Genomic DNA, 15047 nt, shown 5'->3' on the forward strand with positions numbered 1-15047 from the left:
ATTGCGGTTTTTTGGGTTTTTGCAAGGATTCTTGCTTTTTCTGGGTATAGGGATGTTAGAGAGGGTGATCGCGGATGAATCCGCTCCTACGGCGGTGGCGGCTTTGATCGCGGCGGACGCCGCTCTCACAGGGGGTGGGATTGACTGGGGTTGTCGGGCCAGGAATGGCCCTCCCACAGGCGTGGGGAGGATTGAGGGTTAATTCTGGTTGTTGTTGGTATCCACATCCTTGAGGCTGCCGGCAATGTACTTGTGAAGGATGCTGGCGACGAGCGACTGGTACGGCAGCCCTTCCCGCAAGGCATGACGCTTGAGAAGCATGAGGTCCCGGCTGGAGATGCGGATATTAATCCGCTGATCCTTTCGGGCGGTTGCTTCAGCGATCTCGGCAAGTTCCCCGGCACGGGCTTGGTCGAGTTCTGATTCAAATTCACCGCCTTCATAGGCTTCCAGAAGGGCCTTTTCCTCTTTGTCGAGCTTGGTGTTACTCATGATTGCCTCTTGAGGTAGTCTCGCGTTGCCTTCCTGCTGGGAAATATCGTTTTCAAAAATAGTTCCGATTCATTTTCCACATAAGGAACGAGCCAGGCATATCCATCCAATTCAATGACCATTAGGCGCTGATCGGGGTATTTTTCCCGGTTCGGATGCTTTAGGTCATCCAGCAATCCATTGGACTGCAGTGCATAGACAACATCTTCAAATGCGACCCCGCGCTCCTGGAGTAGCCAGCGATTTTTCTCTGGATTCCAAGTGAGGGTTTTCATAGGGGAAGTCTAGCCCTTATGGATGCCTTTTGTCATCAGGCGAGTGATTTGCTTGATCGCGGCGGACGCTGCTCCCACAGGGTAGATGGCTCTGGATCGCGGATAAATCCGCTCCTACGGGGTGGGGGTTATTTGACGATGCGCAGGGGGGTGGGGTCGCCGGGGTCGGTTTCGGGGATGAAGCGGTTGAAGGCCGGGACCAGGTCCTTGAGCAGGGCAATGGCTCTTGCTTCGTCGCCTTCGGCCAGGGCGATATCCAGGGCTTGAAGGTACTCGGGCAGTTTGGGGCAAAGGTCGTCACCGCAATCGGCCAGCATGAGCTTGCTGTGGGCGGTGCCGTGGAGGTTTTCGCTGTCGTAGAAAAGCTCTTCTTCCAGCTTTTCACCCGGGCGCAGGCCGGTATAGGTGATCTCGATATCCTTGTGGGGCTTGAGCCCGGAGAGGCGGATCATGTTCTCGGCCAGTTCCCGGATCAGCACGGGCTGACCCATTTCCAGCACATACACTTCCCCGCCCCGGCTGAGGGCGGCGGCCTGGGTGATCAGGCCGGTGGCCTCTTCCACGGTCATGAAGAAGCGCTTGACCTCGGGATGGGTCACGGTCACCGGCCCGCCTTCGGCAATCTGGCGCTCGAACAGGGGAATCACCGAGCCGGCGGAGCCCAGGACATTGCCGAAACGGGTAATGAGGTAGTCGGTGGCCGAGTGGCGCTCGTGCAGGTCCCGGCAGATCAGCTCGGCCACCCGCTTGGAGGCGCCCATGACATTGGTGGGGTTGACGGTCTTGTCGGTGGAGACCAGCACGAATTTCCCGGCCTCGAACTGGGCGGCGGTCTCGGCCACCACGCGGGTGCCCTGGACATTGTTACAGAGCGCGGCCAGGACATTGGATTCCAGCAGGGGCACATGCTTGTAGGCGGCGGCATGCAGGACGATATCCGGGCGGTGCTTGCCGAACAGGCCCTGCATGTGGGACCGGTCACAGACGTTGCCCAGGATAAACTCGATTCGGGTGGCACCGGCTTCCGGCATCAGGATCTGCTCGGCCCGGTAGAGGTTGTATTCACTCAGATCCAGCAGCAGCAGGCGCGCGGGCTGGTGGCCCAGGACCCGCCGGCAGAGCTCCAGGCCGATGGAGCCGCCCCCGCCGGTGACCAGCACGGTCTTGCCCCGGAAGGTGGCGCTGATGGCCGGCTCGTCCAGGGTGACCGGATCCCGGCCCAGGACGTCCTCGGTGGTGACCGGCCGCAGACCGCCCAGAATGCTGTCGTGTTCGGACAGGGCGCTGCTGATCTGGCAGGGCACACCCACTTCATTGGTCTGACTCAGCACCCGGGAGAAGGCCTCCCGGGAGGCCGAGGAGATGGCCAGGATGACATTGTCCACGTGGTAACGGCGGCAGATCTCGGCCAGCTGGCTGATGGGGCCGAGTACACGTACGCCGTAGATTTCGGTGCCCCATTTGATGGGATCGTCATCCACCAGACCGATGGGCAGCACGTCGTGGCGGCTGCGAAGGCCCCGCACCAGGTGCTCGCCATCGGTACCGGCGCCCACCACGATCATGCGCTGGACATTGGGATCGCGCAGGCGGGAGAGATAGAACTCCTTGTACACCCGGTAGGCAGCCCGGGCACCACCGGTGGCCACGATCAGAAACAGGGGGTAGAGAAAGACCACCGAGCGCGGAACACCGGCCAGGCGGTCATAGAGGAATACGACGGTCACCGCCAGCAGGGCGCCCACCACGATGGCCTTGGACAGGCGAAACAGGTCCGGCATGCTGGCGAAGCGCCAGACACCGCGATAACAGCCAAAGTACCAATAGCTGGCGGCGTGGATGGGAACAGCCACGCCAATCAGCACGAGAATGGAGGTGTGGAACTCGGCGGGGATGGTATCCAGGTTAAAGCGCATCCAGTAGGCCATGATGATGGCCACGGGGATCCACAGGAGGTCATGCAGCACCACCAATGGGCGGCGCCATTGCAAAGTCCTTTGCATGTCGTTCATTGAACCTGCCTCTTCCGTCGAGGGTAGAAAATAGGGCCTCCTGCCCGCTCCGCCACCCCCCATGCTTTGGCAGAGTCCGGGATAATACTCCCATTCTACGATATTTTCTGGAGACTTGCCGGAGACTTAGTGCCGCTGAGCCTGCTGAAAGTGCCCGTCAATCCAGAAACCTGTTGCCACCAGAATGACCAGAGCCACCGCGCTCACGCCCAGCCCGGGCAGGACGGAGGGCAGGACAGAGGCCAAGCCGGCGCCGAGCAGAGCCAGGCCGCCACACAAGACCATCAGGGCATAGAAGACCAGGGCCGTGCCCCGGTGGCCGACGCCGGAGCGGACCAGGCGCTGATAGAAATGGCTGCGGTGGGGCCGCCAGAAGGCTTCCCGATTGAGGATGCGGCGCAGCAGGGTGACGCTGGCATCCAGCCAGAAGGGGGCGAAAGGCAGCAGGGCCAGCCAGGGGGCCAGGCCGGTTTCCAGAAACAGCATCAGGGCGAAGGCCCCGGCCAGAAAGCCCAGGGGGATGGCGCCGGCATCGCCCAGAAACAGCCGCGCCGGGGGGAAGTTCCAGCAGAGGAAACCGGCGCAGACACCGGAGATGGCGAGACTGGCCAGGGCGATCTGGGGGGCATCCTGGATCAGGGCCAGGGCGGCGATGGCGGCGAAGCCGATCAGGCCCTGGCCGCCGGCCAGGCCGTCGGCGCCGTCCATGAAGTTGTAGAGGTTGGTCATCCAGGCCAGGCCCAGGGTGAACAAGACACCCCAGAAAAGCATCCAGCCGGGGGCATCACCGAGCAGCCGGGTGGCCTCGGGGGTATCGCGCAGACTGAAGACCATGGCCGCGCAGAGCAATAGATAGAGGGACAGGCGCGGGCCCACGGGCAGGGGGCGACGATCATCCCAGGTGGCAATAACCATGAGCCCGGCCGCCAGGCCCAGGGCCAGGGCCAGGACGGGGCTGCCCACGAAACTGGACGGGATCAGCAGCAGGGTCAGGGCGAGGGCCAGGGCCATGGGCAGGCCCCCGGCGCGGACCATGGGCTCGGCATGCAGGGAGCGCTCGCTGGGGTAATCGAGAAAGCCGAAATAACGGGCCAGGGGCCGCCAGGCGGTGCAGGCCAGGGCTGAGAAAACAGCCGCCAACAACCAGCTCAGGGGCCAGATGGCGCTGCCTTGTATGGGTAACTCCCATGGCATTGGCTATTTCTCCTGCATGGCCTGGACCAGGCACTGATAGGTCTCGGGTGACGCCGGCAGGGCCCGGGGAGATTGAGCCAGGGCTTCGCGGCTGACCTGATTATCCACGATCAACGAGCCGGTGAGGGAATCCATCATGGCCTGACGTGCTGTGATGCGGGCGCCCAGGCGCAGCAGTGACACCGGGCAGGGCCAAAGACGGGCCGGCTTGCCCAGGCCCTCGCCCAGGGCACGGGCCATGTCCGGGGTTGAGATGGGGTGATCATCTGACACGGCCAGGGCCGGGGGCAATTGGCGAAAAGCCTCGGGGCTCAGGGCCAGGGCGGCGAGGAGGATGTGTGCCAGGTGCTCCACGCCGATCAGGCTGCGTTGGTTACGGACCCAAGCCAGGGGCAGCGGCCAGCCCCGTTCCACCGCGGCTTTGAGGCGGGCCAGGTTGCCCGGGGCGCCGGGGCCGTAAACCATGGGTGGGCGCAGACTGAGGCTGTCCAGCCGGCCCTGTTCCCGGCGCTCGGCCAGATCGGCCTCGGCCCGGGCCTTGGCTGTGCCGTAAGGGGTGGTGGGGCGGATGGGGGTGTGTTCGGTGATGGGTTCGTCGCTGGCGTTTAAGCCGTGGACGGACAAGGAGCTCATGTGGATCAGGCGCTGCACGCGGCCTTCGCAGGCCTCGGCCAGGCGGCGGGTGGCCTGGTGATTGATGGCCTCGTGGGCCTCGGCTTCGCCGGGGCCGTCCGGATGATGGGCGCGGCCGGCCAGGTGAATCACCGTGTCGATGCCGTCCAGTGCCCTGCCCCATTCGGTGTCCGGACCGATCTCGCCCACCACCACGGATTGCTCGGCCGTCTCCGCCCCGGGTTGACGCACGGCCAGGCGCAGGGAATAGCCGGCCTGTTGCAGGGGCGGAATCAGGTGACGGCCGACAAAGCCGGTGGCGCCGGTGATCAGGATGGTCTCGGGCATTCCTTGGCTCGTTGGGTTGGTGGTGATGGGGGGATTCTAATGGGTATCGCGAATAAATTCGCTCCTACGGGGTGGGGGGTCTAGCCGTAGGAGCGAATTTATTCGCGATAGGGGGATTTGGAACACGGAGGGGTGGTGTTGTTGTGGGAAGCTAGATGGAAATCGCGGCGGACGCCGCTCCCACAGGCGATGCCTGTCCCTATTTACCCCTCCGTGATCTCTGTGGATCCTCCGTGTCCTCCGTGTTCTTAAAACCAAACCCGCTACAACCGCGCACGCCAATCGCGGATGAATCCGCTCCTACGGGTGGGAGGCCGAGCTACAATTTCCAGTGTTCGCCTCGCATGGGGCGGATGGGCCCTGGCCTGTGCAGCCGGGCGGCTTCGGTGGCGAAGCGGATATAGCGCATGCGTGCTTCCGGCGTGGGCGCTACCAGCTCAACATCCTGAGCCGAGGCCGGTTGCTGCGGCGGCCATTCCGCGGCCGCTTTCAGAGCCTGCTTTTCTTCCTCACTCAGCCGCGCCATACCAAGACTCCAAGGTCGTCAATTCATCCTGCTTTTCAAATAGAGTTTAGCGTGTTTGTTTAAGCTGTGGGAGCGGCGTGCCCTCCGTGATAAAAAACCAAACCCGCTACAGCCGCGCACGCCAATCGCGGATGAATCCGCTCCTACGGGGTGAGGGGTCTAGCCGTAGGAGCGGATTTATCCGCGATTCAGGGGTGGACTAGCCGAGGTATTTGAAGGCGGCGCGGGTGGCGTAGTTGGCTAAATGCCAGAGGCTGGCGGAGGCGGAGAGGCCTTCGTGGTCCCGGTAGAGGCGCCAGGTGTTGTAGAGGGCGGAGAACTTGTTATCCGACAGCGAACCGGGGCGCTTGCAGATGGTGGCTACGGGGCTATCCACCACGCCATGGGCCCAATCGGTGCGGCGCAGCAGTTTGAGCCAGAGGCCGAGATCCTGGCGCTTGCGGATCTCGGGCATGTAGACCCGGCCGCCGAAGGCCTCCCGATCATACAAGGCGGTGGAGGTGGCAATGATGGTGGCGTTGAGCAGGCCCCGGTAATGGATGCGGGCCTGGGGGGTGATGGTTTTTTCCCGGGATGGCGCGCTGTTTTCCTTGCGCAGGGTATAGGCGCCGTAGACGAAGGCCGCGCCCTGCGCTTCACAGAGGGCCAGCTGGCGTTCCAGCTTGTCCGGGGCCCAGAGGTCATCGCTGTCCAGGAAGGCGATGTAGCGACCCCGGGCCTTTTCGATGGCGGTGTTGCGGGCCACGGCGGCGCCCTGGTTTTGGGATAGATAAATGGGCCGGATGCGGGCATCGTCCTCGGCGCGGGCCGCCATGCGTTTGCGGCTGTCATCGCTGGAGGCATCATCCACCAAGATCAGTTCCCAGTCCTCCCGGGTCTGGGCCTGGACGGAATCAATACAGGCGTCCAGGAAGGCGGCGCTGTTGTGAACCGGGGTGATGATGGAGGTGGTGGGCGTGGTCATTGGACTCCGGCTGATATTGAAAACGTTTCAGCGAAGGGAGGATTTTATGGGATAGCGCCGGGAATGTCTCTCTTGCGGTGGGCGGTGATGGGGGCTATATAAAACCGGGCCCACCGGTGATGTCGCTCACCGATGGGCCCGGGGTTACAAGGGAAGTTTACAGGAGCCGGTCAGGCCCTTCGACGCAGTACAAACAGTCCGGCCAGTAGCAGCAGCCACGGCAGGGTCGGGTCCACGGGGCTGCGCCCCTCACCCAGGCTGCAACCACTGCTACTGGAGGACGACGGTGGCTCCGGCGTGGCCGGGCAATCCTCCGTGGAGACGCTGCTGGTCTCGGATTCCGCGCTGACGGATTGATCGTTCTCCGCACGGGCGCGGAAATGGAAGGTGCTGCCACACTCCAGCCCATCCAGCTCGGCACTCAGCTCACCGCTCTCGGTATGGGCATCCAGGGTGCCGGCTTCCAGGGTTTCATCCAGTGACTCACTGCTGTCACCCCATTCGAAGACCACGTTGGTCTCACGTTCCCGGGGCGCCACTTCGGCCACCAGGGTCAGGCTATCCTCGTCCCTATCGCGGGCTTCAACCTGGACGATTTCGGGTGTGGTGGGGACCATTTCGATCTCCTCGTCAGCGATGATCTGGCCTTCTTCCTGGAACTCAAAGCCGTCACCGCCGCCATCCGCAGTCTGCGACTCATAGCCGAAGCCTTCCACCCGGATCTCGGGGTAATGGGCTTCGTGGCTGACATCCAGGGTGAAGGGATCCACCCCGTCGCCGGATCCGGTCACATGATGGGGGCCCAGTTCTTCTTCATCCGCGTCCGTCGGGCTCACCAGCAGATAGAGGCTGACCGTTTCCTCAGCCAGCAGGCCCAGCAGATCACCCTGAATTTCCGCCGTTGACTGATACAGGGTCACGGTGCACTGGGGTGAGCTGCCCTCGCAGTCGATCGCATCCAGCTGGCGACTGACATAGCCGGACAGACTGGCAGACAGCTGGCGGGACTCATCCTCTTCCAGCGACGGCGCGGTGAAGGCAAAGACCCCGTCGGCATCACTCTCGGCCGAGTAATAGCGTTCAGCGGGGCCCACCGGCTCGGCGGTGGAAACCATGGCGCCTTCCAGGGGCGTCTGGCTTTCATCCTGAATCCAGCCGGCATAGGGCTGACCTTCATCGGCCTCCATGTCATGGGCCACGGCATCATAGCTGCCGTCTTCCGGTGTGACCTCGACGGCGAAGGCCTCCACGCCGTCAGCCTCTTCCACCGTCACCTGGGTGAGGGCCGGGTTGGCGGCTTCGGCATCGTCACTGGCATCGGCCTGCTCCGGATCCACCGAGGCAATGGACGAGGCCGCCCCATCGGCGGTGACCTGGAAGCTGAAGCCATAATCCGGGGTGGCCCCAAGAACGCGCATGGCTTCGGATTCATCCACCACCAGATAGCGGCGGTCGGATTCGGTTTCCAGGTCCACGATCACATCAAAGCTGTCAGTGGCGCCGGTAGCATTGTCAGTGACCGTGATCCGGTAGCTGCCGGCAAAGGCGCCCTCCTCGGGCACGGTGAAGCTGCCTTGCTCACCGTCTACATCCAGCTCGCCTTCCACGCCGGACACGGCGTTGGGGTCGGCCTCCACCTGGGTCTGACCACTGCCGCCAGCCACCTGAAACTCGACGGTCTCACCGGCGGCGAGGGAGGGATCGCCCATCTCTTCGCCGTCCTCGCTTTCAAAGACCACGGCCGGATGGAAGTGGTAATCTGCTTCCACCACGGGCGAGGCTTCCAGTTCCTCGTCATCGGGCAGGGCGATGGCCTTCAAAGTCAGATCCTCGTCCACCATCACGGTCTCACCGCTCTCAATCTCGTTGCCGTTGTCCGGCCCCGGGGTGCTACCGTCCAGGGTGTAGCGAATCACGGCCGGCGGCTCGGGGCCGGTGATTTGCACGGCCAACGCGCCCTCTTCTTCCACGAAGTCACCGCCATCCGGTGCCAGACTCGGCGACGGCAATTGGGTGGTAAAACCGATCTGTGAATCGTCAATCAGCAAACCGTATTGCAGCCCGAGACCGAAGCTGCTCCAGAGGCGGACCTGCCAGATACCGTTGGCACTTTCCCCCTGGAAGTCATCGATGCTCTGGGCGTCGCTGACCACGGCATCGCCCTCATTGGGCCAGCCCAGCACATAATCCAGCTCTTCACTGGGCAGGGCGCCGGCGCTGTTTTCACGGCCACCGACCCGAATCACCGTACCGTCGGGGGACTCGATCTCCATGCGGAATTCATCGGCCTGGCCATTGCCCTGGGCGGCGTCATAGACCAGGTCCCACTGGAAACTTCCCACCAGCTGATCGGGGCCGACAAAACGCAGGGTCTTGTACTCACTGTTGGTCTGTCCGGCACCGGGTACGGCAATGCCGTCCAGATCCAGCTGGGTCATGCTCTGGGGACAGGCCTGTTCTTCGCCCAGGTCATAGGCGAACATCTCATCCTGCCCGGGATGGCTGAGCCAGAGCCGGTTATCACAGGCCAGGTGAATATCGGCCTGATTGAAATCACCAAAGACAGGGTTGCCGTCACTGTCGCGCAGGGCATAAACCATCAGTGGTTCCAGCTCATCACGACTATCCAGCACGGCCACATCGAAGGGTTCATCGCCCTCGTTGGAGACGTACAACTGCCCGGACAATGGCGCCAGGGCCAGACCGGCCACACTGTAAGACGTGTCGTGGCTGGCCAGCACCTCGCCATCGTGATTGATCTGATGGATATTGCCGTCGGCACCACCGGCCCAGAAGACCCGTTCATAAGGATCATGGGTGACGGCGCGAACCGGCTCCGGCCAGTCAGGACAGATGACTTCGCCGGTGGCACCTTCATCGGGGCGCCACTCGTGCAGACAATTCCCCGGTTCCGTCTCCAGTTGCCAGTAGCTCTCGCTGTTGACCGAATAGGTGATGGCGGCCGGCCAGGCATCGTCGCTCAACCAGTCCACCGTAACGACATCACCGGTGGCCGAGAGGGTCTCGATATCAAAGCCATGCAGTTCATTGCCCTCGCCCTGCTGTTCGGCGGTTCCCAGCCATAGCTCGCCGAGATGCTGATCCCGCCCGGCGGCGATGCCACGGGCACCCGACAGGCCGGTATCGGCCTCACGCTCGGCATCCACCGCCACGGGACCGGCCAGGTCATTGATGGCCATGGGCAGGCGGGCATCGGGATGGTTGCCACTGGTCTCGCTCAATGTGAGCTCGGCAAAGGCCCAGCTGTCATCGGGCACAAAGCCCAGGGCGGTCACTTCAATCTCCTGGGATTCACCGACCTGAAGAGTGAAGCTCTGGGGGGAGACAGTGATTTCGAAATCGCTGTTGTCATTATCCACCAGGACTTCCCAGCTGCCCTCCGCCGTGGCGGTCACGGTGCGGGTCCATTCACACTGCAGGGTGCAGGCAAGCGCACTCAGATAGGGCACATTCAATTCATGCAACTCCAACTCCGCCAGTTCCGGATCGGCGGCCTCGAAGTTGTCGATGGTCTCGTCCATGACCAGCCCGGCCTGGACCGCCGCGGCCAGATCCAGGCGACCACTGCCCCGGTCGAAGATATCGGCCGGGGTCTGGCCATCCTGCTTGCGCATGGGGTCGGGCTTGGCAGTCATCATCAGGGCGGACTGAATCTCCGGGGGCGTCCAGTCCGGATAGAGCGAGCGCATCAGGGCAAGACCACCGGCGGCATGGGGAGAAGCCATGGACGTGCCGCTGATGATATTGAAGTCGTCCTGCTCTTCGTACCAGGGGGCCAGGATATTGGTCCCCGGTGCGGCCACATCGGGACCGGGAATCTGGTTATAGGGTGCCTGCCCGGGACCGATGGAACTGCTGGGGCTCATCACATCGGCGGCTTCATCCACGAACACGGCTGACACGGCCTGGCTGAAGAACACCGTCGCATCGTCTTCACTGGCCAGCCAATCACGGATGGCATCGCCATCGTCGCGGTCGATCATGGCCGCTGGAATGGCATCGCTCAGCCCGCCCATGGCGATGGGGGCGCCTGGAATATCATTCACCACGATCATGGCAATGGCGCCGGCTGCTTCCAGATTGGCGGCCTTGACATCGAACTGGCATTCACCCCGAACGGCCACGCCCACGGCACCCGACAGGCTGTCATCGGGAAGTGACTCGCATGCCAGCTCATCACCCAGTTCCCCAACGTCAACAATGGACGCATCGATATCACTGTCGGGGTGGGGGTTATCACCGGGCAGGCCATTGATCTCCACCAGCTCATCGGGAATATCACTGCCCGGACCGGTAATGCTGATCTCATGGGCCATCATGCCGTCGTGGGAGCTGTTGGCCACGGTCAGATTCCAGGGCGCAAAATTGGAGATGGTGCCGGGCTCACCGGCATTACCACCTGCGGCTGCCACCAGTACACCGGCTTCGCTCAGGGAAAGAAAGGCCTGGGCGGATTCCTCGGCATAGGGGTCACCGCCACCAAGAATCGGGCCGATGGAGAAGTTGACTACATCCACCACGCCGTCGGCCAGGATGTCTTCGGCCACATCCAGCACGCCGGTGCAGCCACCGTCACAAATCTTGAAACTGACAATGTTGGCGCGGGGGGCCACACCGGAAACAGCTTCACCGTCAGGGGTGGTCATTTCATTGCCCGCAGCGGTACCGGCCACGTGACTGCCATGACCGTCATTATCAGCGGCCCCGGAACCGGTGTAGTCATAGGCACCGATCAGTTTGTCATTGCAGGAGAGATCTTCTTCATAGTCCGGATGGTCCGGGTCACATGCCCCCAGATAATTCCCCTCTCCCAGGGGATTGTCATGTTCATAGCCATCCGCCGGGGCGGTGCCGGCAAATGAATCGTGGCCAAGGTTAACGCCAGAGTCGATGATGCCGACAACAATCCCTTCACCCCGGGTCTCGGTAACGGCGCCTTCAACCCCTTCCCAGACATCCGTGCCACCCACATGGTCCGGGCCTGCGAACGTCAGGGGGATCAGTTCCTGTTCCTCGAATACCCGGCGCACGCCGGAGAGCCGTTCCACCTGCTCTGCCTGCAGGGCACTCATGGTGATGGCAAAGCCATTGGCGGCCAGTTGCCACTGGCGCTCGGCCTCGGCCGGCAGACCGGTCAGCTCACTGATTCTGCCCAGCACGTCTTGCTGGCGCTGTGCCAGGTGACTGCGATACACCTCCACTTCCGGAGCGTTCGCATCGAATTGCCGATCATCGCGGCTTTTGGCACTGGTGGCCATGTATCCCGCAATGCCCCCGCGATACCGTGCTGCGGGCGGCTCGCTGAGCATGACAATCCAGGTGCTGACTTCATCCGGATCGGCTGAGAGGCTGTCTTCGCTGAAGGCATGAATTGGCTGTGTGCCGCCCAGCAAGACCAGACCCAGCATGGGCAGGAGCAACAGTGAGGTAAGCTTTCGCAGTACTTGAGACATGATGGACTTCCAACTGAATAGGGACCGAGGGCGGGATACGTTCCGGCAGAGCCTTGACGCCCCCGGCTGAATCACAAGGGGGATGGAGCGGTCTTCACCGCCCCATCCCCTGCTTTGATGATCAAGCAACGCTTGTTCAATGGGGGTTTATTCGATCGCCCAGATCTTGCCTTCTATATCCGGGTCAATGTCCCAGAAATTGGCAAAGTAGATGGTGCCGTCAGAACCAATGGCGGGCGAAGAGTCCACCGCCAGGATGCTCGTGTTGTAGGTCCACAGCTGGCGATCCCCTTCCGGTTCCACGGCCGGATCGATGGCGTGCAGATTGCCGTCATTGCCACCGATATAGACGGTTCCGTCAGCACCGATGGTGGCGGCACTTTCCATTCCGTTTTGCGCCTCATACCGCCACAGCAGGCGGTCAGCGGCACTGTCGGCATTCAAGTCCAGCGCATTCAATGCCCCGTCACCACCCCGGGAAGCGATGTACAACACACCGTCCTCGCTGATGATGGCGGAGGCGTTGATGGCTCCCTGGGCATCAAAGCGCCAGAGCTCACGCTCATCATTGCTGAGCTGGTCCCGGCTGGGATCAATGGCATACAGGAAACCATCGTAGGCCCCGACATAGAGGGTGCCATCCGGCGCAATGGCGGCACGCCCACGGATACGCCCTTCGGTTTCAAAGCGCCAGAGCTCACGATCCGCGTCACTCAGATCCGCATGGCTCGGGTCCAGGGCATACAGGTTCTGATCCCGTGAGCCCACGTAGATGGTGCCGTCGGCCCCGATGGTGGGGTTCTCCGGCACATCGCCGGCTTCGAAACTCCACAGCAGGCGGTCTTCATCATCCAGATCTTCGGCACTGGTATCCAGGGCATACAGGTGGTTGTCGATGGAACCAAAGTAGACAACACCTTCCGCGCTCAGAACGGCAGAAGAAATGATATCGCCACCATCGCCCAGCTCGTAGCTCCAGACAACGCGATCGGCATCATCGGCTTCAGGGTCCAGGGCATACATGGTTCCGCCCATGGTGCCCACATACAGAATGCCGTCCTCATCAATCACCGGCGTGCCGCGCACGTTGCCGTCGGTTTCAAAGCTCCACAGCAGGGGGTCTTCCGGATCACTGGGGTCCGGGTGCAGGGCATAGACATGATCATCATCACCGCCGATAAAGACCGTGCCGTCCTCGCCAATGGAGGGAGAAGCCTGCACCATACCGCCGGTTTCAAACTCATAGCGCAGCTCGCCTTCGGCCACATCACTGGGTTCACCATGACGGGCAAGGCCCTGAATGTTGCCACCGAAGACTTGCCAGGCACCGATGCTTTCCGCTGAAAAACCGATATGGCTCTCGGCGGAGTTGCCCACGGCATCTTCCACATAAGCAACGGCCTGATAGTCACCGCCCAGGCCCGGGTTGGACCAGACAAACTGCTCACCCACTTCACCAAAGTCGGAATCACTGACGTTCCAACGGATCGGATCCAGACGCATGCCATCCTTGTTGAAGGCCATGGCGGACATGACCGCTTCGTCTGTCACCGGCAGATCGGAATCGATGCTCATTTCGGAGATGGCCGGTCCACCCGTTGCCACCAACATGGTGCCGCTTGCCTGACGCTCGCCGTCATCCACCACGACTTCAACGGTGCCCGAGTTGGCTTGTTCGTCCGGTGCTGTCATAACCAGCACATCGGAATCCGATTCGCCGGACCAGCCCTCGGGAACCTCCCAGCTATAACTGAGATCATTGCCTTCCGGGCTATTGGCGGAGACAAGAATCTGAACCTGACTACCCGGGCTGGCAGGCAAACCTACGGAAGACATGGAGGAAACCACCGGGCCCACCGGACCTTCCGGTCCCTGAGACCCTTCAGGACCTTCCGGTCCTTGTGCCCCATCACTGCCGTCATCCCCTTCCAGGAAACAACCCGTTAGAAAGGCCGGCGATACAAGCAACATGGAAAGCAAAACCAGACCGCGTTTATGAGAATGCATAGGCATGAATATCACTCCTCAGGTGATTACTTCAGGGGAGATGGTCTTGTTGGGAGGGAGACCATCGGCTTACGAATTTGCTGGCCTGAACCTAGCACGCAGTTAGGGAGCTTTGAACGCAAGAGACAAAATTAGAACCATTCCAGGCATGCAAGGCATTGAACTGCCTGACATTAGATGGGCTATGGGGAGAAGGAACCAAGGTTCTAGGAAACCCGAATATTCACGGGATTAATGAATATAGACGGTTATTGAGAATCAACTACGGATGCGTATGCGGTGCAACTGCCAATGGGACGCATTAAGAGGGGGGTGTTCCTGCCCCGTAGCGGGGCGGGAGATCGCGAATGAATTCGCTCCTACGGGGGCGCTATGCAGTGGGGGCTTTTTGCAGTGGGAGCGGCGGACGCCGCTCCCACTGCCTGTGTGTGTATCGGGACAGGAATGTCCCTCCCACAGCAGGGTAGCCACGGGGGTCTTTAGAACGGGATGTCGTCGTCGAAGTCGGTGTCGCCCATGCCGCCGCTCTGGTTGGCGGGTTGCTGGCCCTGGTTCTGGTTTTGATTCTGGGCCGGGGGGCGCTGGGTGAATTCGCCGCCGCCACCACCGCGAGAATCCAGCATCTGCATTTCATTGGCGACGACTTCGGTGGTGTAGCGATCCTGGCCGTCCTGGCCCTGCCATTTGCGGGTCTGGATGCGGCCTTCGATGTAAACCTTGGAGCCCTTGCGCAGGTATTCGGCGGCGACCTCGGCCAGGCGGTTGAACATCACCACCCGGTGCCATTCGGTGCGCTCCTGCATTTCCCCGGTTTGCTTGTCCTTCCATTGGTCGGAGGTGGCCACGCTCAGGCGGGTGACCGCCGAGCCGGAGGGGGCATATTTGGTGTCGGGATCGGCGCCCAGGTTGCCGATGAGGATTGCTTTGTTGATGCCTCTGGCCATGGTGTTTCCTCGTGTCTGGCTGGAATGTTGCTAATGCGGAGATTCTACGGGATTCCTCGGGGGGAATCATTAGGGGGATGTCGATGGGGGGTGTCGGGGGAGGATTACAGGGGGCGCTGTGCCGTGATTTCGGCTTATGGGGCTGTAGCGGGTTTGGTGTTGAGAACACGGAGGAAGGCAAATGGGGTGTATTTGTTGG

10 protein-coding genes are annotated in these 15047 nt (G+C 61.9%); all 10 read right to left on the reverse strand.

Features of this window, described 5'->3' with window-relative positions; genetic code table 11:
• Nucleotides 1-198 precede the first annotated feature (198 nt).
• Nucleotides 199-492 carry a hypothetical protein gene (locus J2T60_RS09450; protein ID WP_253448949.1) on the reverse strand — a complete coding sequence of 98 codons (294 nt, stop codon included), beginning with the start codon at nt 490-492 and terminating at the stop codon, nt 199-201.
• Entirely contained in the window at nt 489-767 is a 279-nt protein-coding gene (locus J2T60_RS09455) for a BrnT family toxin (RefSeq protein WP_253448952.1), read from the reverse strand. The genes J2T60_RS09450 and J2T60_RS09455 overlap by 4 nt, the downstream gene beginning before the upstream one ends.
• Nucleotides 768-895: 128 nt before the next feature.
• On the reverse strand, nt 896-2779 hold the full coding sequence (locus J2T60_RS09460; protein ID WP_253448954.1) for a polysaccharide biosynthesis protein: 1884 nt from the start codon (nt 2777-2779) through the stop codon (nt 896-898).
• Between the two features lie 126 nt (nt 2780-2905).
• Nucleotides 2906-3973, reverse strand: a complete 1068-nt coding sequence (locus J2T60_RS09465; protein WP_253448956.1) for an MraY family glycosyltransferase — start codon at nt 3971-3973, stop codon at nt 2906-2908.
• A gap of 3 nt (nt 3974-3976) precedes the next feature.
• Entirely contained in the window at nt 3977-4933 is a 957-nt protein-coding gene (locus tag J2T60_RS09470) for an NAD-dependent epimerase/dehydratase family protein (RefSeq protein WP_253448959.1), read from the reverse strand.
• Nucleotides 4934-5252: 319 nt separating this feature from the next.
• Complete coding sequence (locus J2T60_RS09475) at nt 5253-5459, reverse strand: hypothetical protein (protein ID WP_253448962.1); 207 nt, start codon at nt 5457-5459, stop codon at nt 5253-5255.
• 199 nt (nt 5460-5658) lie between these two features.
• Nucleotides 5659-6423, reverse strand: a complete 765-nt coding sequence (locus J2T60_RS09480; RefSeq protein WP_253448965.1) for a glycosyltransferase family 2 protein — start codon at nt 6421-6423, stop codon at nt 5659-5661.
• 170 nt (nt 6424-6593) lie between these two features.
• Nucleotides 6594-11897 (reverse strand): S8 family serine peptidase, encoded by a 5304-nt coding sequence (locus J2T60_RS09485; RefSeq protein WP_253448968.1) that lies wholly within the window; start codon nt 11895-11897, stop codon nt 6594-6596.
• Between the two features lie 147 nt (nt 11898-12044).
• A complete protein-coding gene (locus J2T60_RS09490) occupies nt 12045-13910 on the reverse strand; it encodes an outer membrane protein assembly factor BamB family protein (protein ID WP_253448971.1) in 1866 nt (621 codons plus the stop codon).
• A 473-nt stretch (nt 13911-14383) separates the two neighbouring features.
• Nucleotides 14384-14848 (reverse strand): single-stranded DNA-binding protein, encoded by a 465-nt coding sequence (gene ssb / locus J2T60_RS09495; RefSeq protein WP_253448974.1) that lies wholly within the window; start codon nt 14846-14848, stop codon nt 14384-14386.
• Nucleotides 14849-15047: the final 199 nt, after the last annotated feature.

The sequence above is a fragment of the Natronospira proteinivora genome (assembly GCF_024170465.1).
Taxonomy (GTDB): Bacteria; Pseudomonadota; Gammaproteobacteria; order Natronospirales; family Natronospiraceae; genus Natronospira; species Natronospira proteinivora.

Coding starts and splice junctions, on each gene's coding strand:
- J2T60_RS09450 (WP_253448949.1), bottom strand. CDS start 492: ATGAGTAACACCAAGCTCGACAAAGAGGAAAAGGCCCTTCTGGAAGCC.
- J2T60_RS09455 (WP_253448952.1), bottom strand. CDS start 767: ATGAAAACCCTCACTTGGAATCCAGAGAAAAATCGCTGGCTACTCCAG.
- J2T60_RS09460 (WP_253448954.1), bottom strand. CDS start 2,779: ATGAACGACATGCAAAGGACTTTGCAATGGCGCCGCCCATTGGTGGTG.
- J2T60_RS09465 (WP_253448956.1), bottom strand. CDS start 3,973: ATGCCATGGGAGTTACCCATACAAGGCAGCGCCATCTGGCCCCTGAGC.
- J2T60_RS09470 (WP_253448959.1), bottom strand. CDS start 4,933: ATGCCCGAGACCATCCTGATCACCGGCGCCACCGGCTTTGTCGGCCGT.
- J2T60_RS09475 (WP_253448962.1), bottom strand. CDS start 5,459: ATGGCGCGGCTGAGTGAGGAAGAAAAGCAGGCTCTGAAAGCGGCCGCG.
- J2T60_RS09480 (WP_253448965.1), bottom strand. CDS start 6,423: ATGACCACGCCCACCACCTCCATCATCACCCCGGTTCACAACAGCGCC.
- J2T60_RS09485 (WP_253448968.1), bottom strand. CDS start 11,897: ATGTCTCAAGTACTGCGAAAGCTTACCTCACTGTTGCTCCTGCCCATG.
- J2T60_RS09490 (WP_253448971.1), bottom strand. CDS start 13,910: ATGCCTATGCATTCTCATAAACGCGGTCTGGTTTTGCTTTCCATGTTG.
- ssb (WP_253448974.1), bottom strand. CDS start 14,848: ATGGCCAGAGGCATCAACAAAGCAATCCTCATCGGCAACCTGGGCGCC.